This window comes from Streptomyces sp. NPDC058469 (assembly GCF_042721125.1).
Lineage (GTDB): Bacteria > Actinomycetota > Actinomycetes > Streptomycetales > Streptomycetaceae > Streptomyces.
This window is the reverse complement of record NZ_JBHXME010000130.1, coordinates 1-18,939: the sequence shown is the minus strand read 5'-3', so window position 1 is coordinate 18,939 and position 18,939 is coordinate 1. Positions and strand designations below refer to the sequence as shown.

The 18,939-nt window shown below is 69.5% G+C and carries 15 protein-coding genes; 6 read left to right on the top strand and 9 right to left on the bottom strand.

Features of this window, described 5'->3' with window-relative positions; genetic code table 11:
• Nucleotides 1–75: 75 nt before the first annotated feature.
• From aspS to ACFWP5_RS38645, 3 genes are all read left to right on the top strand, one after another.
• Nucleotides 76–1,839: an aspartate--tRNA ligase gene (gene aspS / locus ACFWP5_RS38655; protein WP_384167857.1), complete on the top strand. Its 1,764-nt coding sequence runs from the start codon at nucleotides 76–78 to the stop codon at nucleotides 1,837–1,839.
• A 166-nt stretch (nucleotides 1,840–2,005) separates the two neighbouring features.
• A complete protein-coding gene (locus ACFWP5_RS38650) occupies nucleotides 2,006–2,998 on the top strand; it encodes an intradiol ring-cleavage dioxygenase (RefSeq protein WP_384167899.1) in 993 nt (330 codons plus the stop codon).
• 122 nt (nucleotides 2,999–3,120) lie between these two features.
• Nucleotides 3,121–3,552, top strand: coding sequence for a hypothetical protein (locus ACFWP5_RS38645; protein ID WP_384167854.1), 432 nt, complete (start codon nucleotides 3,121–3,123; stop codon nucleotides 3,550–3,552).
• A 329-nt stretch (nucleotides 3,553–3,881) separates the two neighbouring features.
• Here ACFWP5_RS38645 and ACFWP5_RS38640 read toward each other — a convergent pair whose 3' ends face one another.
• Nucleotides 3,882–4,103, bottom strand: coding sequence for a hypothetical protein (locus ACFWP5_RS38640; protein ID WP_384167850.1), 222 nt, complete (start codon nucleotides 4,101–4,103; stop codon nucleotides 3,882–3,884).
• Nucleotides 4,104–4,195: 92 nt separating this feature from the next.
• Here ACFWP5_RS38640 and ACFWP5_RS38635 point away from each other — a divergent pair, with 92 nt between their 5' ends.
• Together ACFWP5_RS38635 and ACFWP5_RS38630 are read left to right on the top strand one after the other, a co-directional pair.
• Nucleotides 4,196–5,200, top strand: a complete 1,005-nt coding sequence (locus ACFWP5_RS38635; protein ID WP_384167848.1) for an intradiol ring-cleavage dioxygenase — start codon at nucleotides 4,196–4,198, stop codon at nucleotides 5,198–5,200.
• Between the two features lie 129 nt (nucleotides 5,201–5,329).
• Nucleotides 5,330–6,700, top strand: a complete 1,371-nt coding sequence (locus ACFWP5_RS38630) for a polysaccharide lyase family 1 protein (RefSeq protein WP_384167845.1) — start codon at nucleotides 5,330–5,332, stop codon at nucleotides 6,698–6,700.
• A gap of 25 nt (nucleotides 6,701–6,725) precedes the next feature.
• Here the strand turns inward: ACFWP5_RS38630 and ACFWP5_RS38625 are convergent, their stop codons facing one another.
• From ACFWP5_RS38625 to ACFWP5_RS38615, 3 genes are all read right to left on the bottom strand, one after another.
• Complete coding sequence (locus tag ACFWP5_RS38625; protein ID WP_384167842.1) at nucleotides 6,726–8,162, bottom strand: VCBS repeat-containing protein; 1,437 nt, start codon at nucleotides 8,160–8,162, stop codon at nucleotides 6,726–6,728.
• 94 nt (nucleotides 8,163–8,256) lie between these two features.
• Nucleotides 8,257–8,733 carry a hypothetical protein gene (locus ACFWP5_RS38620; protein WP_384167840.1) on the bottom strand — a complete coding sequence of 159 codons (477 nt, stop codon included), beginning with the start codon at nucleotides 8,731–8,733 and terminating at the stop codon, nucleotides 8,257–8,259.
• Nucleotides 8,734–8,779: 46 nt separating this feature from the next.
• Complete coding sequence (locus ACFWP5_RS38615; RefSeq protein ID WP_384167838.1) at nucleotides 8,780–9,436, bottom strand: TetR/AcrR family transcriptional regulator; 657 nt, start codon at nucleotides 9,434–9,436, stop codon at nucleotides 8,780–8,782.
• A 132-nt stretch (nucleotides 9,437–9,568) separates the two neighbouring features.
• Here ACFWP5_RS38615 and ACFWP5_RS38610 point away from each other — a divergent pair, with 132 nt between their 5' ends.
• A complete protein-coding gene (locus ACFWP5_RS38610) occupies nucleotides 9,569–10,309 on the top strand; it encodes an SDR family NAD(P)-dependent oxidoreductase (RefSeq protein ID WP_384167836.1) in 741 nt (246 codons plus the stop codon).
• Here the strand turns inward: ACFWP5_RS38610 and metG (ACFWP5_RS38605) are convergent.
• The 5 genes from metG (ACFWP5_RS38605) to ACFWP5_RS38585 all read right to left on the bottom strand — a co-directional run bounded on the left by metG (ACFWP5_RS38605) (nucleotide 10,306) and on the right by ACFWP5_RS38585 (nucleotide 18,923).
• Nucleotides 10,306–11,889 (bottom strand): methionine--tRNA ligase, encoded by a 1,584-nt coding sequence (metG, locus tag ACFWP5_RS38605; protein ID WP_384167834.1) that lies wholly within the window; start codon nucleotides 11,887–11,889, stop codon nucleotides 10,306–10,308. The two genes, ACFWP5_RS38610 and metG (ACFWP5_RS38605), sit on opposite strands and share 4 nt — an antisense overlap.
• Nucleotides 11,890–11,893: 4 nt before the next feature.
• Nucleotides 11,894–13,624 carry a methionine--tRNA ligase gene (metG, locus tag ACFWP5_RS38600; RefSeq protein WP_384167832.1) on the bottom strand — a complete coding sequence of 577 codons (1,731 nt, stop codon included), beginning with the start codon at nucleotides 13,622–13,624 and terminating at the stop codon, nucleotides 11,894–11,896.
• A gap of 143 nt (nucleotides 13,625–13,767) precedes the next feature.
• Nucleotides 13,768–15,636: a VWA domain-containing protein gene (locus tag ACFWP5_RS38595; RefSeq protein ID WP_384167830.1), complete on the bottom strand. Its 1,869-nt coding sequence runs from the start codon at nucleotides 15,634–15,636 to the stop codon at nucleotides 13,768–13,770.
• A gap of 230 nt (nucleotides 15,637–15,866) precedes the next feature.
• On the bottom strand, nucleotides 15,867–17,876 hold the full coding sequence (locus tag ACFWP5_RS38590; RefSeq protein ID WP_384167828.1) for an FUSC family protein: 2,010 nt from the start codon (nucleotides 17,874–17,876) through the stop codon (nucleotides 15,867–15,869).
• Between the two features lie 48 nt (nucleotides 17,877–17,924).
• Nucleotides 17,925–18,923: an endonuclease/exonuclease/phosphatase family protein gene (locus ACFWP5_RS38585; RefSeq protein WP_384167896.1), complete on the bottom strand. Its 999-nt coding sequence runs from the start codon at nucleotides 18,921–18,923 to the stop codon at nucleotides 17,925–17,927.
• Nucleotides 18,924–18,939 lie beyond the last annotated feature (16 nt).

Below are 18,939 nucleotides of genomic sequence, written 5' to 3'. Positions count from 1 at the left end.
TTGGGACGTCCGGGCTCCGGCCCCGGACGTTTCACGTGAAACACTCCTCGATCCGCGAAGGCTGGATGAACGACGATGCATCGGTACAGGTCCCACACCTGCGGCGAGCTCCGCGCCTCTGACGTCGGCACCGACGTCCGGCTGAGCGGCTGGCTGCACAATCGCCGAGACCTGGGCGGCATCCTCTTCATCGATCTGCGCGATCACTACGGCATCACGCAGCTCGTCGCCCGCCCCGGCACGCCCGCGTACGAGGCCCTCGACAAGGTCACCAAGGAGTCGACGGTCCGTGTCGACGGCAAGGTCGTCTCCCGCGGCACGGACAACGTGAACCCGGACCTGCCGACCGGCGAGGTCGAGGTCGAGGTCGGCGAGGTCGAGCTGCTCGGCGCCGCCGCCCCGCTCCCCTTCACGATCAACACCGAGGACGGGGTCAACGAGGAGCGGCGCCTGGAGTACCGCTTCCTGGACCTGCGCCGCGAGCGCATGCACCGCAACATCATGCTGCGGTCGTCGGTGATCGCCTCGATCCGCTCGAAGATGGTCGCCCTCGGCTTCAACGAGATGGCCACCCCGATCCTGTCCGCGACCTCCCCCGAGGGTGCGCGCGACTTCGTGGTCCCCTCCCGCCTGAACCCGGGCAAGTTCTACGCCCTGCCGCAGGCGCCGCAGCAGTTCAAGCAGCTGCTGATGATCTCCGGCTTCGACCGCTACTTCCAGATCGCGCCCTGTTTCCGCGACGAGGACGCCCGAGCGGACCGCTCGCCGGGCGAGTTCTACCAGCTCGACGTGGAGATGAGCTTCGTAGAGCAGGAAGACGTCTTCCAGCCGATCGAGAAGCTCATGACGGAGCTGTTCGAGGAGTTCGGCGGCGGCCGGCCGGTCACCTCCCCCTTCCCGCGCATCCCGTTCCGCGAGTCGATGGTGAAGTACGGCTCCGACAAGCCGGACCTGCGCGCCAAGCTCGAACTCACCGACATCACGGACGTGTTCGAGGGCTCGGAGTTCAAGGCGTTCGCCGGCAAGCACGTGCGCGCGCTGCCGGTGCCGGATGTGGCCGCGCAGTCCCGCAAGTTCTTCGACCAGCTCGGCGACTTCGCGGTCACCCTCGGCGCGAAGGGCCTGGCCTGGGTCCGCGTGACCGAGGACGGCTCGCTGACGGGCCCGATCGCGAAGTTCCTGACGGAGGAGAACGTCGCCGAGCTGACCAAGCGCCTGTCGCTGGCGCCCGGTCACGCGGTCTTCTTCGGAGCGGGCGAGTTCGAAGAGGTCTCGAAGATCATGGGCGCGGTCCGTGTCGAGGCCGCGAAGCGAGCGGGCCACTTCGAGGAAGGCGTCTTCCGCTTCTGCTGGATCGTCGACTTCCCGATGTACGAGAAGGACGAGGAGACCGGGAAGATCGACTTCTCGCACAACCCGTTCTCGATGCCGCAGGGCGGTCTGGAGGCCCTGGAGACCCAGGACCCGTTGGACATCCTGGGCTGGCAGTACGACATCGTCTGCAACGGCGTGGAGCTGTCCTCCGGCGCGATCCGGAACCACGAGCCCGAGATCATGCTCAAGGCCTTCGAGATCGCGGGCTACGACCGTGACACCGTCGAGGAGCAGTTCGCCGGCATGCTGCGCGCGTTCCGCTTCGGCGCCCCGCCGCACGGCGGGATCGCCCCCGGCGTCGACCGCATCGTCATGCTGCTCGCGGACGAGCCGAACATCCGCGAGACGATCGCGTTCCCGCTCAACGGCAACGCCCAGGACCTGATGATGGGCGCGCCGACGGAGCTGGACGAGACGCGGCTGCGCGAGCTGCACCTGTCGGTGCGGAAGCCGCAGCCGAAGTAGTGCCGAAGTAGTACGGTCCGGCCGCACGTCTTCCAGTGTGAGGGGCTCGAAACCGACGACGGTTTCGAGCCCCTTTCGTATGCGCACAGGATTCACAGCTCTTTCTCATGTTCATGACATGTGTCTCGGCTCTAGCGTCCGGCCCATGACCGATTCCCGAGCACCCATGGATTCTCAACCCCCCACGGACTCTCAAGTCCAAGAAGACAAGGGCCAGTTGGCGCGCCGTACGGTCCTGGTGGCCGGCGGTGTGGCGGTGACAGCGGTGGGCGTCGCCGGAGCGCTGTCGGTGAACGCCTCGGCGCAGGAGAACGCTCCGCATCCGCCGAAAGCGACCGCCTCGGGGGAGGCGTGCTACGCGCTCACCTCGGAGCTGACCGAGGGCCCGTACTACATCGACGCCGACAAGATCCGCCGCGATGTGACGGAGGACCAGGAGGGCATCCCGCTCACCCTCGACCTCAAGGTGATCGACACGGACACCTGCAGACCGCTGCGGAACGCGGCCGTGGACATCTGGCACTGCAACGCGACGGGCATCTACTCGGGCTACGAGTCCAGCGGCGGAGGCGGTGGCGGCCCGGCTCCCACGGGCCCGCCGCCGTCCGGCACCCCGTCCGGCACCCCGACGGGTGGCCCGCCCGGTGGCGGCGGAGGCCACCAGGGACCGACCGACGCCGACCGCTTCCTGCGCGGCACCTGGCACACGGACCGTCACGGCCACGTCACCTTCAAGACGGTCTTCCCCGGCTGGTACCAGGGCCGTTGCGTCCACATCCACGTCAAGGTCCACGTCGACGGCACGTGGACGGACGCCGGTTACGAGGGCGGCCACACCTGCCACACGGGCCAGCTGTTCTTCGACGAGAAGTCGGTCCTGGCCACGGCGGTCCTGGAGCCGTACGTCTCGAACACGGCGACCCGCACGACGCTGACCGAGGACGGGATCTACCCCCAGAACGGCCACGAGGGCGGCCTGCTGTACCTCCAGTACGACAGGCGGCACATCGGGCGGGGTGTGCGGGGGCGTCTGACGTTGGGGGTGGCGCCGGACGAGACGAATGACGGGGAGGACGGCGGCGGTCCTGGCGGCCCGGGGGGACCGAGCGCGTCGCCGTCGGATTCACCTTCGGAATCGCCTTCGGCTTCGGCGAGCTGACGGACGCACCGCGCCATCCCGACCCCGTACCTCTTCTTCCACGTCTTCAGGTTCCCCACCATGGAAACCTCGCAGCGGACGCACAGGAATATCGATGTGCCTGCACAGAGGCAAGGCGTGTCATGGACGTACGGGGTCGGATCCGCCCGGCCCGTGAACCACGTGAAGGCCTGGAGGAAGCGATGGGATACGTCGTGCTGTTCGCATTGCTGTTGATCGCCGGGGCGGCGTTCGCCGTCGTCGTACAGCGTCGCTCGCACCGGTCGCGGGGCAAGTCCGACCTGTCCGACCTGGACGCGGAGGTCGAGGCCAGCGGCTGGGTCCTGCGGCTCGGCGCGAGCCTGTCCGTCCCCGAGGCGAGGATCTGGGCGGGAGCCGGCGAAACGGCGACCCGAGCACTGACCGACGCCGCCGAGTGCCACCGCGCCGCCGGGGCCCGGCTGTCCGCGGCCCACACGGCGGAGGAGTACGCCCAGGCGACACGGGTGGCCAAGGAGGGCCTCGCCCATATCGCCACGGCGCGTGCGGCGCTGGGAGTGGCCGTAGCGGCGTGAGAGTTCAGCGAGTTCAGCGAGTTCAGCGACGGCGCCGCCACCAGCGGTGCCTTACGTACGGCCCGCCCGGTCGGCCTTGAGACGTCAGGCCTGGTCGATGCCGGCCTGGGACCGCGGTGCCTCGGGGCTCTCGACGAACAGGTCCTCCGCCGCGGAGGCGGTCAGGGAGCGGTCGAACCAGAGGGGCAAGGGTGTCCACCCACAGGGGCGTGCTGGTGTAGTCGTGCTCTGACACCGGGGACGATCACCTCATTGCCGGCAGGAGGAGGAACGCGGCGAGCACCCACATGGTGATCACCGAGACGAGGATGAAGAGCAATACGTAAGTCTCATACCAGCGAAGGAAGTTGCCGGGGCGCGGGCGTTTGCGGAAGCCGGGTCCCGACGATCTCGTCGATGAGGTCGCACTCTTCGTTGCGGAAGTCGAGCCAGGACAGGGCGCCCACAATGATGAGCGTGCCGATGAACGCGGCGACCACGGTGACGAGGGCCAGCAGTCCGATGACTCCGCCTCGTGCGGTGCCCTCCTCCACCGCATGCACGAGCAGCACGTCGGCCCAGGCTGAGGAAACGACTTCAGATTTCATGGGAAGGCACAGCCCACACCCATGCTCCTTACAGGCCTCTTACCTAACGTCCGGGCATGACGGGAAACGAAACAGCGAACGAGTCGTCGGAACAATCGCGTAACCAATCCCCCGCGCACAAACGGGACTTGACCCGACGCAAGGTCGTCGTCGTGGGCGGAGCCGCTGTCGCCGCGGTGGGTGTGGGCGGAGGTCTCGCCGCCAGTGCGTTCGCGGACGGGACGGCTTCCACCGCGTCCGCCACCAGCACGGCGAGCAGCGCTGAGACGTGTTACACGCTCACCGCGGAGACCACCGAGGGCCCGTACTACATCGACGCCGACAAGATCCGCCAGGACATCACCGAGGACGAGGAGGGCATTCCCATGACCCTCACCCTCAAGGTGATCGACGCGGAGACCTGCAAACCGGTCAGGAACGCGGCCGTAGACATCTGGCACTGCACCGCACTCGGCGTCTACTCCGGCTACGAGGCGATGGGCAGCGGCGGGGCCGGAGGTGGCGGCGCTCCCACCGACGCGCCCTCGGGCACCCCCACGGACACACCGTCGGGTACCCCCACCGGCGAGCCCCCGTCCGGCGCCCCCTCCGGCGGAACCGGCGGTGGCCACTCCGAGCCGACCGACGACGAGCGTTATCTGCGCGGCACCTGGAAGACGGACAAGCGCGGCTATGTCACCTTCAAGACGGTGTTCCCCGGCTGGTACCAGGGCCGTTGCGTCCACATCCATGTCAAGGTGCACGTCGACGGCACGTGGACGGACGCCGGTTACGAGGGCGGCCACACCTGCCACACGGGCCAGCTGTTCTTCGACGAGAAGTCCGTGCTGGCGTCGGCGACGGTCGACCCGTACTCCACGAACACCACCACCCGCACGACCCTCACCGAGGACACGATCTACCCGCAGAACGGCCACGAGGGCGGCCTGCTCTACCTCGAGTACGACAAGAAGCGCATCGCCAAGGGTGTCCGCGCCCACCTGACGATGGGCGTCGCCCCGGACGAGACCAACGACAGCACGGACACCCAGCCGAGCGCATCGGCATCCACGTCCTCATAGGCGGTAAGCGGTAGGCGGCAGGCCGTAAGTGTGCGCAGGATCAAGAAAGTTGGCGCCTCACGGCAACCTTCTTGATCCTCACGGCCACTGAGGAGTCGTAACCCCCTCACCGCACCAAAGGACTCCCCCGTGGCCGCCACCGCTTCCTCCGCCCCCTCCCACCGCCGTTCCCTCCGTAAGCGCCGCACGACAGTCGTCACCGCCGCCGCGGCCGCCGCAGGCATAGGCGCCGGCATCCTCGTGCTGAACGCGAACGCGGCCAGTACCACCGCGACCGTCGACCTGTACCACCAGACGCTCGCGGCCAAGGACGGCTGGGCGTCGTCCGGGGCCGGTACCACCGGTGGTGCGAAGGCCGATGCCGCGCACACCTTCACCGTGAGCACCCGCGCGCAGCTCGTGAAGGCGTTGGGGTCCGCGAGTGACACCACGCCGCGGATCGTCAAGGTCAAGGGCACGATCGACGCCAACACCGACGACTCGGGGAAGAAGCTGAGCTGCGCGGACTACTCCTCCGGGACCGGGTATTCGCTGTCCGCCTATCTCAAGGCCTTCGCCCCCTCCACCTACGGCACCTCCAAGCTGCCCTCCGGTACGCAGGAGACGGCGCGGGCGGCGGCGCAGGCCAAGCAGGGGAAGAACATCATCTTCCGGGTGCCCGCCAACACGACCGTCGTGGGCGTGCCCGGCAGCAACGCCGGGATCACCGGCGGCGTGCTCCAGGTGCAGAGCGTGGACAACGTCATCGTGCGGAACCTGACCTTCGCCGCCACCCAGGACTGCTTCCCGCAGTGGGACCCGACCGACGGCGACGACGGGAACTGGAACTCGCAGTACGACGCCGTGACGCTGCGCGGTGCCACGCATGTCTGGGCGGACCACAACACGTTCACCGACGCGCCGGGGCTCGACACCTCCGACCCGACGTACTACGGGCGCCAGTACCAGATCCACGACGGCGACCTCGACATCACCAAGGGCTCGGACCTGGTGACCGTCGAGCGCAACCAGTTCACCAACCACGACAAGACGATGCTCATCGGCAGCAGCGACACCGACAGCGTCGGCAAGCTGCGCGTCTCCATCCACCACAACGTGTGGAAGGGCATCGTGCAGCGCGCTCCGCTGGCCCGGATCGGGCAGATCCACATCTACAACAACTTCTACGACACCACGAACCTCAACGGGTACGTCCTCCAGTACAGCGTCAACTCCCGCGCCAAGGCGCAGGTCGTCGCCGAGGACAACTACTGGAGGATTCCCGCGAGTCAGAAGGTGAGCAAGCTGTTCAGCGGCGACGGGACCGGGTCCATCGCCGGTGGCGGCAACCTCGTCAACGGTACGGCCACCGACCTCGTCGCCGCCTACAACTCCGCCAACTCCAAGAAGCTGAAGACCACCGTGAACTGGACGCCGACCCTCACGGCCGGCCTGGAGACCTCCGCCAAGAACCTGCCGACGGAACTCGCGACCACGACCGGGGCCGGCGTCCTGTCCTAGTACCGGCGAAAGGGAAGCCGGCAGTTCAGATCAGCCAGAGCAGCCCGTTCCCGCCCAGGAGCGTGCCGCTCTGCTGGGTGAGGCCGACGGTCGGTCCGGTGAACAGCTTGGTGCCCGTGGCCGTCGGGTGGGAGGTGCCGCCGGGGAAGACCCGGACGGCGCCGGTGAAGTTGTTCTCGCCGGCCGCGCTGACGAACAGTTCCGGCTTGCCGTCCTTGTTCACGTCCTCGACGGAGACCGTCGTACCGAAGAAGTCGTCGGTCTCGGAGGCGCCGGGGACGCCTGCGGTGTCCTGGGTGAACGAGTACGCGCCGGTGCCGAGCGCGCCCGTGCGGCGGCCCGGGATCACGGTCACCGCTCCGGCCCGGCTCTTGCCGGCGACGCCTTCGAACGGGGCGCCCACGACGATGTCGGCGAGCCCGTCCCGGTTCAGGTCGGCCACGGTCAGGGCGCCGCCGAAATTGTCGCCCTTCTCGCTCGCGCCAGGCACACCGGCGGTGTCCTGGGTGAGCTGTACGGGCTCGGCGTCGACCGAGATGCCCCTCGCCGTGCCGTGGTAGACCAGCACGCGTCCGCCCAACGCGCCGTCCACGCCCGCGACATCGGGGTCCCAGGGGTCGCCGACGACAAGGTCGGCATACCCGTCGCCGTTGACGTCGCCCGAGGCGGCGATGAGTCCGTTGCCCCGCTTCGGCTGCATGACGGTGGTGGCCGGGTCGACGTAGACCTCGCCGCCGCTCAGGTCGCTGAGGCCTTCGGTGGTGACGGCCAGGTCGAGCACGGCGTTGCCGTCGAAGTCGCCGAGCGCGACGCTCGCCGGGGAGGCGGTGTTCTGGTCAAGCGTGGACGAACCGAAGGAGCCGGCGCGGCGGAACGGTCCCTTGAAGACCATGACGCCGTCCGATCCACCGACCGCGACCTGTGTCTTGGAGCCCGCGCCGATGCTCACTGCGGCCAGGTCGGTGCCGTACCGCTCCAGGAAGTTCGACGGCGCGGGCAGGTCGGTGGCCGTCGTCAGCCCGTTCTTGCCGCCCCACAACACGGTGACCAGGCCCGCGTCCGTGCCGCGGGCCGTGTCCTCGTACGGCGCGGAGACCACGAGGTCCGCGTAGCCGTCGCGGTTGAGGTCGGCGGTGGCGGTGGACTCGCCGAACCGGTCGCCCGCCTCTGCGGTGCCCGGTACTCCGGCGGTGTTCTGGGTGATCGTCTTGCGGTGGGATGCCGACAGGCCTGACGAGGCCCCGTACAGGATGACGACCGCGCCCGCCCCTTCCTTGCCGGCCACGTTCGCGCCGGGCGCGGGCAGGACGGCGTCGCGGTACCCGTCGCCGTTGAAGTCGCCGGGGACCGCTCCGTGCACGGCGAGTGCGGGCGCGGCGGGCAGCAGTGTCCCGCCGACCAGGGCCGCGGCGACGACCGCCGCGGCTCTCCATCTTCCGCCGGACGCCGTTGAGTTGCCCATACGAGTTCCCTCCCACCCCAGGCGCACCCCCTGTGCGCCGACACCAGGCGTGCAGTGTAAAGCCCCTGGCTGTAAGGGAGTTGAGGGTTGGGGCTCAGCCGTCGTACGTGCCGTCCCACGGCGGCCCGAAGGCGCGTCGGTCCGGGTACAGCTCCGCCCAGCTGCCGTCCTCGTCCTCCTCTACCAGCAGGCCGAACAGGACGCCGTCCACTGTGCGTTGGAAGGGGCGGACCGCGATGTCGGTGTAACTGCGGCGGGGGAGGGCGCGGAGCAGTTTCGCCAGGTGGATGCGGGCCTGCGAGAGGACCGAACCGTCGCCGTGCGGGGCGCGCTGCTGCTCGGCCCAGGTGCCGGCGCACCAGATCTCCGAGTCGCGGTACCGGCCCGCGGTATCGAAGGTGTGGAGCACCGTGTAGAGACGTTTCTGCTCTTCCCAGCCGTCGTCGGGACGGAAGCCTTGGGGAAACGCGTAGGTGACCGACGCCAGAAACTGGCCGTCCGCGTAGCGGCCGACGGCACCGCTGCGTTGATTCGGCTCGTAGGCGATCGGAATGACCTCGGGGACTGCCATGGCGGAACCTTACGGGTTGGCGCGAACACGTCTACGACGGGGTCGGTCAGCGAGACCGCATGACCTCGCCGAGTTGCCCCTGGGGCAAGGGTGGCATCTCGATCGGGTGGGCGGCACCGGCCCGCAGACCGTCGAGGAAGAACGCCAGGCAGCGGCGCCAGGCGTCGGGCGCCGTCTCCATCGACTCCCGGATCACCTGGGACATCGCCCAGATCAGGGTGACGAGGTCCTGCGGCTCGAAATCGGGGCGCAACTGCCCGCTGTCCCGGGCCCGTTCGATGATGTGTTCCGCGTGCCGGAAGCCGCGGTGACAGGCCTGTTGGACCTCCCCCGCCGGCCGGAACCGCCGCGTCATCGCGTCGTTGAGGCCCCGGTCCTCGGCCTGCAGCGCGAAGAGTCCCTCGACGTATCCGACGAACCCGTCCCAGGCGTCCGGGGTCGCCAGCGCCGCCTCGGTGATCCGCTCCATCGCCGCCAGCCGCTCCGGGAAGATCGCGTCCCAGAACGCCTCCCGGGTCGGGAAGTGGTTGTACAGCGTCCCGATGCTGACCCCGGCCCGCCGGGCGATCTCCTCCAGCGGCGCGTCCAGGCCCCGCTCGCCGAACAACTGCGTGGCGGCGGCGAGCAGTTTGGCGCGGTTGCGCGCGGCGTCGGCCCGCAGGGGCCTGGGGGCGGGGGCAGAGGCGGGCGCGGGCTGGTGCATGTCCTCATCATACGGAACCCGGACAAGTAACTTGAGGCTCACCTCAAGTTCTGTGCTACGGTCGGGAACAGGAAGTTGAGGACACCCTCAAGTTATTGACCGGAGTGCGAACTCGACCCGAAGGGCACCGTCATGGCCTTATCCGCACCGGAAGAACTCAAAGTCGCCGTCGTCATCGGGGTCGGTCCCGGTCTCGGCCTGTCCATCGCCCATCGCTTCGGCCGCGAGGGGTACGCCGTGGCACTGGTGTCGCGCAGCGACGCCCGACACGAGGGGTACGTCACCTCGCTGGCGTCGGCGGGCATCGAGGCCGGGTCCTACGTCGCCGATGTGCGCGACGCCAAGCAGCTCGGCTCGGTTCTCGACACCGTCGCCGAGCGGTACGGGCGCGTCGACGTCGTCTACTACGGGCCGGGCGCCCTCGACCTCGGCGAGCGCCCCAAGTCGATCACCGAGACCGACTCCGCCGACGTCCAGGAGGCGATGAGCTGGATGTATCCGGCCGTCGACGTGGTGGGCAGGGTGCTGCCCGGCATGGTCGAGCGGGGTGGCGGCGCGCTGCTGTTCGCCGGTGGGCTCAGCGCGGTGGTGCCGATGCCCCCGCTCGGCGCGCTCGCCGTGTCGTCGGCCGCCCTGCGCAACTACGCCCTGACACTCCACGCGGCACTCGCCGACCAGGGGATCTACGCCGGGAACCTGGTCATCGGCGGCCTCATCGAGCGGGGTGACATCCACCGGCTGGTGACGGCCAACCCGGAGCAGTTCGGGAACGTGGGTGACAGGACCCTCAACCCCGACGACATCGCCGAGGGCGCCTGGGAGTTGGTGTCACGGCGGGACCGTGCGGAGGACACGTTCAGCGTGTTCGCCTAGGAGTCCGTACGGTCGTCGAGGCGCGGGAAGAGGACCGCGCCCTTCGTCACCGGGGAGCCGGGCGGAAGCGCTCCCCACTCGGCGGCGTCCCGGATCCGCTGGTCACCCAGCGGGCCCAGGGACGTCGAGGCACCGAGGGAGTCCCAGAGGCGTTGTGATGTCTCCGGCATGACGGGTTCGAGGAGGACGGCGATCGCGCGGAGTGAGTCCGCGGCCGTGTAGAGGATCGTCGCCAGGCGGGTGCGGGACTCGGGGGAGTCGGACTTGGCGACCTTCCAGGGTTCCTGGTCGGTCAGATAGCCGTTGACCTGCTTGACGAAGTCGAAGACGGCCAGGATGCCGCCCTGGAAGTCGAGTTCGTCGCCGATACGGCGGTCCGCCTCCGAAGTCGCCTTGAGGAGGGCCGACTTGAGTGAGCGCTCGGGTTCGGTCTCCTCCCCCGGCGCGGGCAGGACGCCCTCGAAGTATCTCGCCGTCATCGCGGTCACCCGGGACGCCAAGTTGCCGTAGCCGTTGGCGAGTTCGCTGGTGTAGCGGGCGGTGAAGTCCTCCCAGGAGAAGGAACCGTCCTGGCCGAAGGCGATCGCGCGGAGGAAGTACCAGCGGTAGGCGTCCACGCCGAAGTGCGCGGTCAGGGTCTCGGGGCTGATGCCGGTCAGGTTCGACTTGGACATCTTCTCGCCGCCGACCAGCAGCCAGCCGTTGGCGGCGATCCGGCCCGGCAGGGGCAGGCCGTTGGCCATCAGCATCGCCGGCCAGATCACGGCGTGGAAGCGGAGGATGTCCTTGCCGACCAGGTGGACGTCGGCCGGGAAGGTCGCCTCGAACTTCTCGGGGTTCTCGTTGTAGCCGACGGCCGTCGCGTAGTTGAGAAGCGCGTCGACCCAGACGTAGATCACGTGCGACGCGTCCCAGGGGACCTTGACCCCCCAGTCGAAGGTCGAGCGGGAGATGGACAGGTCCTGGAGGCCCTGCCGGACGAAGTTCACGACCTCGTTGCGGGCCGAGGCGGGCTGGACGAAGTCCGGGTGGGCGTCGTAGTGGGCGAGGAGACGGTCGCCGTACTCGCTCAGCCTGAAGAAGTAGTTCTCCTCCTTGAGGATCTCCACCGGGCGGCGGTGGATCGCGCAGAGCGGAGTACCGGTGCCGTCCTCCGCCTCGATCAGCTCGCCGGGGAGTTTGTACTCCTCGCAGTACACGCAGTACGGGCCCTCGTAACCGCCCTTGTAGATGTCGCCCTTGTCGTACAGGTCCTGCACGAACTCCTGGACGCGGTCCGTGTGCCGGCGCTGAGTGGTGCGGATGAAGTCGTCGTTGGAGATGGCGAGATGGTCCCAGAGCGGTTTCCAGGATTCCTCGACCAGACGGTCCGCCCACTCCTGCGGGGGCACGCCGTTCGCCTCCGCCGTGCGCAGGATCTTCTGGCCGTGTTCGTCCGTGCCCGTGAGGAACCAGACGTCCTCACCGCGCCGGCGGTGCCAGCGGGCGAGGACGTCTGCGGCGACGGTGGTGTAGGCGTGGCCGAGGTGGGGGGCGTCGTTGACGTAGTAGATGGGGGTGGTGACGTAGTAGTACGTCACCGGGTCAGCCCTCGACTCCGCCGAAACGCTCCTTGTACGTCTCCAGGTCCTCGTCCGTGAGCTTCGCGAAGAGGACCGGGGGGACGGTGAAGGGGGTGCCCGCGGGGATGGTGGTGAGGGACTTCGCCTCTTCGGGCGAGACCCACGTCGCCGTGTCGGCCGGCAGCGCGAACGCCGCGCGCATCGCCGCCGACGATGCCGGGATGAAGGGTTCCGAGACCACCGCGTAGAGGTGGATCAGGTTCATCGCGGTGCGGAGGGTGAGGGCCGCGGCCTCCGGGTCGGTCTTGATCTCCAGCCAGGGGGCCTTCTCCTCCAGATAGGAGTTGCCGGCCGACCACAGGGCGCGGAGCGCCGCCGCGGCCTTGCGGAACTGGAGGGACTCCATCTGGGTCTCGTACTCGGCGAGCAGGTCGGCGATCTGCTCGCCCAGCTTCGTCTCCGGCTCGTCCGCGTCCGCGCCCGCCGGGACCTCGTCGCCGAAGCGCTTCTTCGAGAAGGACAGGACGCGGTTGACGAAGTTGCCCAGGGTGTCGGCCAGGTCCTTGTTCACCGTGGCGGTGAAGTGCTCCCAGGTGAAGGACGAGTCGTCCGACTCGGGGGCGTTGGCGATCAGGAAGTAGCGCCAGTAGTCCGCCGGGAGGATGCTCAGGGCCTGGTCGGTGAAGACGCCCCGCTTCTGGGACGTGGAGAACTTACCGCCGTAGTACGTCAGCCAGTTGAAGGCCTTGACGTAGTCGACCTTCTTCCACGGCTCGCGGATGCCGAGTTCGGTGGCCGGGAACATCACCGTGTGGAACGGGACGTTGTCCTTCGCCATGAACTGCGTGTAGCGGACCGGGTTCTCGCCGGCGTCCGACTCGTACCACCAGGACTTCCAGTCGCGCGATTCACCGGCGGGGGCCGCGTCCGACCACTCCTTCGTCGCGCCGATGTACTCGATCGGGGCGTCGAACCAGACGTAGAAGACCTTGCCCTCCGCCGCCAGTTCCGGCCAGGTGTCGGCGGGGACCGGGACGCCCCAGTCCAGGTCGCGGGTGATCGCGCGGTCGTGCAGGCCCTCGGTGAGCCACTTGCGGGCGATGGAGGACGCCAGCTGCGGCCACTCCTCCTCGTGGGCGGCGACCCACTCCTCGACCTCGTGCTGGAGCTTCGACTGGAGGAGGAAGAGGTGCTTGGTCTCGCGGACCTCCAGGTCCGTCGAGCCGGAGATCGCCGAGCGCGGGTTGATCAGGTCCGTGGGGTCCAGGACCCGGGTGCAGTTCTCGCACTGGTCGCCGCGGGCCTTGTCGTAGCCGCAGTGCGGGCACGTGCCCTCGACGTAGCGGTCCGGGAGGAAGCGGCCGTCGGTCGGGCTGTAGACCTGGCGGATCGCGCGCTCTTCGATGAAGCCGTTCTCGTTGAGGCGGCGGGCGAAGTGCTGCGTGATCTCGCGGTTCTGGGGGGACGAGCTGCGGCCGAAGTAGTCGAAGGCCAGCGCGAAGCCGTCGTAGACCGCCTTCTGGGCGTCGTGCGCCTGCGCGCAGAACTCGGCGACCGGGAGGCCCTGCTCCTTCGCGGCCAGTTCCGCGGGGGTGCCGTGTTCGTCCGTCGCGCAGATGTAGAGGACGTCGTGGCCGCGCTGGCGGAGGTAGCGGGAGTACACGTCCGCCGGGAGCATGGACCCCACCATGTTGCCCAGGTGCTTGATCCCGTTGATGTACGGAAGGGCGCTGGTGATGAGGTGTCGAGCCATCGGGGGCTGCTCCCAGGTCGGTCTTTTGGTCAGGCTTGCGAACCTTGAAATCGTAGCCGACATGGGTGTGCCGCCCGCCTCCCGTTTTACTGGGTGGGAAGCGGGCGGCACGTTGTCCTACGGCTGTGGGGCCACGGGTGCTGTTACGGGCGCCAGTCGATCAGGACGCCGTCGTAGAGCTCCGCGTCCGTGAGCTCCAGGGGGGTCGGGCCCGCGTGGAAGAAGGCCGTGTTGTCGGTCTTCAGCTTGCGGAGGTAGTCGAAGGCCTTGTTGTCGTGGTCGCCGAACGCGACGAACGAGAAGAACACCGAGGCGTGGGACTTCGCGGCGTCCGTGAGGGACTGGGTCGCCGGGGTCTTCGCGTCCGGGGCGCCGTCCGTCTGGAAGACGACGAGGGCGGGGGTGCCGGGGGTGGCGTTCTTGTCGTAGTGCGTGAGTACGGCTTCTACGGCGGCGTGGTAGCTGGTGCGGCCCATGCGGCCGAGGCCGGCGTGGGCCTCGTCGACCGCGTTCTCGGGGGAGGTGGGCGTGAGGTCCGTGGTGCCGTCCACTTCGGTGGAGAAGAAGATGACGTGGACCTTGGCCTCGGGGTCCAGGTTGGCTGCCAGGGCCACGGTCTGGTCGGCGAGGGCCTGTGCGGAGCCGTCCTTGTAGTACGGGCGCATGCTCGCGGAGCGGTCGAGGACGAGGTAGAGCTTCGCTCGGGTACCGGTGAGGTTGGCCTTGGCGAGGGCGAGGCCGGCGGAGCCACTGCTCACGGCCTCGGCTACGCCATCGGCCTCGAAGTCTTCCCCACCCGCACCGCCCGTGACGCTCTCGTCGTCGGGTGCGGGTGGCCCCTGTGGGGCGGAATCGCCGTCGGCGGCTGCGGCCAGGGGGGCGGCCACGGCTGCGGCAATGGGTTCGGCGACAGGTTCCGCCACCGGTTCCGCTGCGGGTTCGGGGGTGGTGGCCGCGACCGGCTCCGACACCTCGTCGGCCACCGGCTCAGCCGCCTCGGGAGCCGACGGTTCGGCCGCCTCGGCAGTCACCGGCTGGAGCTCGGGGGTGACCTCCGCGACCGGTTCTACGGCGGGCTCCGGCTCGGGGGCGGTCTCGGCGACTGCCTCCGCCTCGGGCTCCGGGGCAGGGGCAGTGTCCACGACAGGCTCGGCTTCCGGTTCCGGCGCCACGTCAGCCGCAGGCTCGGTTTCTGCCTCCGCCTCGGAGACCGGCTCGGTTTCCGCCTCCGCCTTGGGCTCGGAGACCGGCTCGGCCTCCGTGACCGGCTCGACGACCGGCTCGGGCTCCGGCGTCGCCTCGGCCGCAGGCGCGGCTTCCGCCTCTGCCTCGGCAACCGGCTCGGCTTCTGCGACCGGCTCCGCCGCAGGCTCCGGCGTCACCTCAGCCGCAGGCTCGGCCTCTGCCTTAGCGACCGCCTCTGCCTTCGCCTTCGCCTCTGCCTTCGCCTCCGCCTCGGCAACCGCCTCCGCCTCGGCAACCGGCTCCGCCTCGACAACCGGCTCAGCAACAGCCTCGGTCACCGGCTCAGCAACCACCTCAGCAGTCGGCTCAGCAGCCACCTCGGTCACCGGCTCGGCAGCGACCTCGGTCACCGGCTCGGCAACCACCTCAGCAGTCGGCTCGGCAGCGGCAACAGTCACCGGCTCGGCAACCGCCCCGGTCACAGCCTTCGGCTCCCGCTCAGCCGAACCCCCGCTACCCTCCGTCCCCTCCACCGACGTCGCCGGCTTCGGGACCGTCACGTTGTTGAAGGCCAACGCCACGAGATCGTGTTCGTCGTCCTCCAGCGTGGAGGACGGGCGGGGTTCCGGGACCTGGGCCGTTGCCGCGGGTGACGGCTTCGGCGTCGACGTGAGGTCGGGTTCCGTGGAGGGGGACGGGACCTTCGCGTCCGGTTCCACGGTGGTCGGCTGCTCTTGCGAAGGAGTGCGTTCCGCACCCTCTGCTTCGGCGGCACGCTCCTTGCGTGACCTGCCGAATGCATTCCGCAGGAGAGTGAGAATGCCCATGTGCGCAACCCTTCGCGTGAGTTGAAGCCCGTCAATCCCTGGCCAGGACGGACACGTAAGGTTAGCGGCCTCAGACGGCGATCTTAGGCAGGGTCAAGGCGCGTGGGACACGCCCCGTCAACACCGCCTGTTTCAGCCACCACTTCGCACTCCCGTTCACCTGCCTGTTCGTGGCGGAGACACGGCCCGCTCGTGAAATACCGTGACCTCAGCGACGCCGCGACGTGATCTCAGTGCGGCGACGCGATCGCCCGAGCCGCCGCCACCTCCTGCCGTAGCGGCTCCAGCACACTCTCCGCCGGGCCCGTCAGATCCGTACGGACCTCCACCAGCACCTCCGACTCGCGTACGCCCGCCGACAACTCCCGCAGTTGGAGGGCTACTTGGGTCACCTCGGCCGGTGACGGCGGAGGTGCCCCGTGCTTCACCCGTACCCTCGCCGCCGTCGTCGCGTCGACGATGCGTTCCACGGCCACGACCAGGGGGAGCCAGCCGGCGGCGAGGCGGCCGGTGGGCGGGGGTTCGGTGAGGGCGCGCTGGAACTCCGTACGGATGACGGACAGATCGCGGTAGAGACGACGGCGCATACGGGCGCGGGCGGCCGGGTCGGTCTCCGCCGCCACAACGAGACCTTCCGACTTGCCGGCCTCCGCCTCCGTCCCCGTAACGAGACCTTGGGACGTGCCGAACGCCGACTCCACATACGTCGCCGTGTCCGCCACCGCCCCCGCCAGGCGGTCCCCCACCCTCGTGTGCCAGCTCTCCGGCCAGAGGAGATAACCGGCCACCAGCGCGATCCCGCAGCCGATCAGCGAGTCCACCAGGCGGGGGAGGAGCAGGGCCGTGCCCTGGTGGTTCAGGACGTCGGAGAGGAGCAGGATCACCGGGGTGATCGCCATCGTCTGGTAGCCGTAGCCCCTTGGGGTCAGGGCGGGGATCAGCGGGGCCAGCAGGAGGAGGACCAGGACGTCCCACCAACCCCTTGGTACCGCCGACAGCACCGCCGCCGCGATCACCAGTCCCGCCACCGTGCCGAGCGCGCGCAGCAGCGCTCGCGAGAAGACCGAGCCGAAGTCGGGCTTCATGACGAAGGTGATGGTCAGGGCGATCCAGTAGGAGCGCGGTACGGGGACCGTCGAGACCAGGACCTGTGCCAGGCCGATGCAGACGGCGAGGCGCAGGCCGTAGCGCCAGGAGCCGGAGGACAGCAGGACGTTGCGGGCGGCTCTCGCGGTGCGGATGCGGAGGGCGGCCGGGCGGCCGAGGCGGTCGTCGATGCCGCGCGGGTCCACGTCCGGGGCGGTGACGACCTCGGCCGCGTGGCGCAGGGCGTGGTCGATCGCGCGGGCCGTCTCGCCGGTGGGGGCGGGGAGGTCGAGCCCTATCGGGCCGGTGTAGCCCGTCTCGACTGCCTGGGCGAGGTGGCGGACGGTCTCGCGGATCTGTGGGGGGAGCGGCCGGCCGGACTGGTGGACCGCGGGGGCTGCCTCGACGACCGGCGTGATGGCGTTCAACTGGGCCAGCAGGCGGGTGAGTTCGGGGCTGCGGCCGTGGTGGCGGGCGCGCCGGGCGAGGACGAGGTCGTACGACTGGTTCAGGGACTGGGTGACGGCCTGGCGGGCGGCGTCGTAGCCCGCCGTCGGGTCGTCACCGCAGGTGGCGAGGAGGTCGGCGACGGTGCGGTAGGTGTTCGCGACCGCCGCCCGTTCCGGGACCCCGGAGCGCAACGGCCAGGCCAGCAGGGCGAGGAGGAGGACCAGGAGGCCGCCGCCGGACATCAGCGCGGGGGCGAGCCACCATGCGCCGGGGAGTGGAAGTCCCGCGCCGATCACCGAGTTGAGGAGCAGGAGCAGGCCCGATACGGAGGCCACCGCGCCGATCGTCGAGATCATCCCGGAGACGAGCGCGATGCCGGTGAGCGCGGCGACGGCGTACCAGCCGTGGCCGAACACCGCGGAGCCGAGCGTGACGCCGACGGCGCCGAAGAGCTGGGGGATCGCGATGTTGAGGATGCGCATGCGGTACGCGTCGGCGGTGTCGCCGATGACGCCGGAGAGGGCGCCCATGGAGGCGAGCGCGCCATAGGCGGGTTGTCCGACGGCGAGGCCGATGGTGAGGGGGAGGGCCATCGCCACGGCGGCGCGGGTGATGGCCGGCCAGTTGAGGGGGGCCTGCTGGGGCTGGAGGTTCCTCACCAGCCAGTCGGGGGGTGTGAGGCCGATGGGGAACTCGCGGGACATGCGCCCATTATGGGCGTCGCGTCCCGCGGAGAAAGGATCGCGCCCGGGCTATTCGTGCTGGTGGAGCGTGATGTCGACCAGCAGGGCGCGGTGGTCGGTGTCGGCGAGGTCGAGGAAACGCGCGCTGTTCGCGGAGAAGTCCGGGGACAGGAGGACGTGGTCGATCTGGGTGCCGAAGTTCGGCGCGAAGCGCTCCGGCCAACTCGGTGTGCGGTCGTGGCCGGTCATGCGGGCGCCGTCGCGCAGGCCCGTGTCCAGGATGCGGCGGAACGCGGCGTGGTCCTGGGAGGAGTTGAAGTCGCCGGCCAGGACGGTGGGGGTGGTGGGGTCCGCGGCGGCGAAGGTACGGAGCCTGTTCAGTTCGCGGCGCCACAGGGCGACCTGGTTGGGCAACGGGGGCATGGGGTGCGCGAGTTGGAGCCGTACGGAATGGCCGTTGACGTCTGCGACCGCGCCGGGCATGCCCATCGTGCCGGTGACGCCCTTCGTGCCCCTGAGCGGGAAACGGCTGAGGACGATCGAGCCGTGCGAACCGGCTGCCGCCACCGCCTGCCGGTACGGGAACTCGGTGTTGAAGTCCTTTCGCAGCGTGGCCTGGCAGGTGTACTCGCACTCCTCCACGAACACCACGTCCGGCCGCTCCCGCCGGATCACCGGCACCAGCGAACCGGTCCCCCGCCCGAACTCGACGTTCGAGGTCAGCACCCGGAACTCGGCGATCGCGGGGCCGCTCGGGTCACTGCTCTTCCCGTACGGCTCGATGAACCACGCCAGCAGACCGAGCAGCGCGATGCCCCAGACGAGGCCCGGTCGCCAGCGGGTGAGCAGCGCGAGGAGCAGTCCGAAGCCGGTGGGCACGAGCAACCAGGGCAGGAACGCGAGGAGTTGGGGGACCGGGGTGATGCCGTCGGTGTCGGCCGTACGGCAGCCGACGACCACGCTCACGCCCGCGAACAGCAGCCCGGCACACCATCTCGTGAAGCGGCGCGCGCGATGGCGTTCGGGCACGAAGTCGGCGGCGGTCCACTCGGTGGTCGCGGTGCCCAAGTGATGGCCTTCCACC

Excerpts from the sequence above, each read along its gene's own strand:
- ACFWP5_RS38590 (WP_384167828.1), bottom strand. The coding sequence starts at position 17,876 with ATGTCCCGCGAGTTCCCCATCGGCCTCACACCCCCCGACTGGCTGGTG.
- ACFWP5_RS38635 (WP_384167848.1), top strand. The coding sequence starts at position 4,196 with ATGACGGGAAACGAAACAGCGAACGAGTCGTCGGAACAATCGCGTAAC.
- ACFWP5_RS38620 (WP_384167840.1), bottom strand. The coding sequence starts at position 8,733 with ATGGCAGTCCCCGAGGTCATTCCGATCGCCTACGAGCCGAATCAACGC.
- metG (WP_384167832.1), bottom strand. The coding sequence starts at position 13,624 with ATGGCTCGACACCTCATCACCAGCGCCCTTCCGTACATCAACGGGATC.
- ACFWP5_RS38645 (WP_384167854.1), top strand. The coding sequence starts at position 3,121 with ATGGACGTACGGGGTCGGATCCGCCCGGCCCGTGAACCACGTGAAGGC.
- aspS (WP_384167857.1), top strand. The coding sequence starts at position 76 with ATGCATCGGTACAGGTCCCACACCTGCGGCGAGCTCCGCGCCTCTGAC.
- ACFWP5_RS38610 (WP_384167836.1), top strand. The coding sequence starts at position 9,569 with ATGGCCTTATCCGCACCGGAAGAACTCAAAGTCGCCGTCGTCATCGGG.
- ACFWP5_RS38595 (WP_384167830.1), bottom strand. The coding sequence starts at position 15,636 with ATGGGCATTCTCACTCTCCTGCGGAATGCATTCGGCAGGTCACGCAAG.
- ACFWP5_RS38650 (WP_384167899.1), top strand. The coding sequence starts at position 2,006 with ATGGATTCTCAACCCCCCACGGACTCTCAAGTCCAAGAAGACAAGGGC.
- ACFWP5_RS38625 (WP_384167842.1), bottom strand. The coding sequence starts at position 8,162 with ATGGGCAACTCAACGGCGTCCGGCGGAAGATGGAGAGCCGCGGCGGTC.
- ACFWP5_RS38615 (WP_384167838.1), bottom strand. The coding sequence starts at position 9,436 with ATGCACCAGCCCGCGCCCGCCTCTGCCCCCGCCCCCAGGCCCCTGCGG.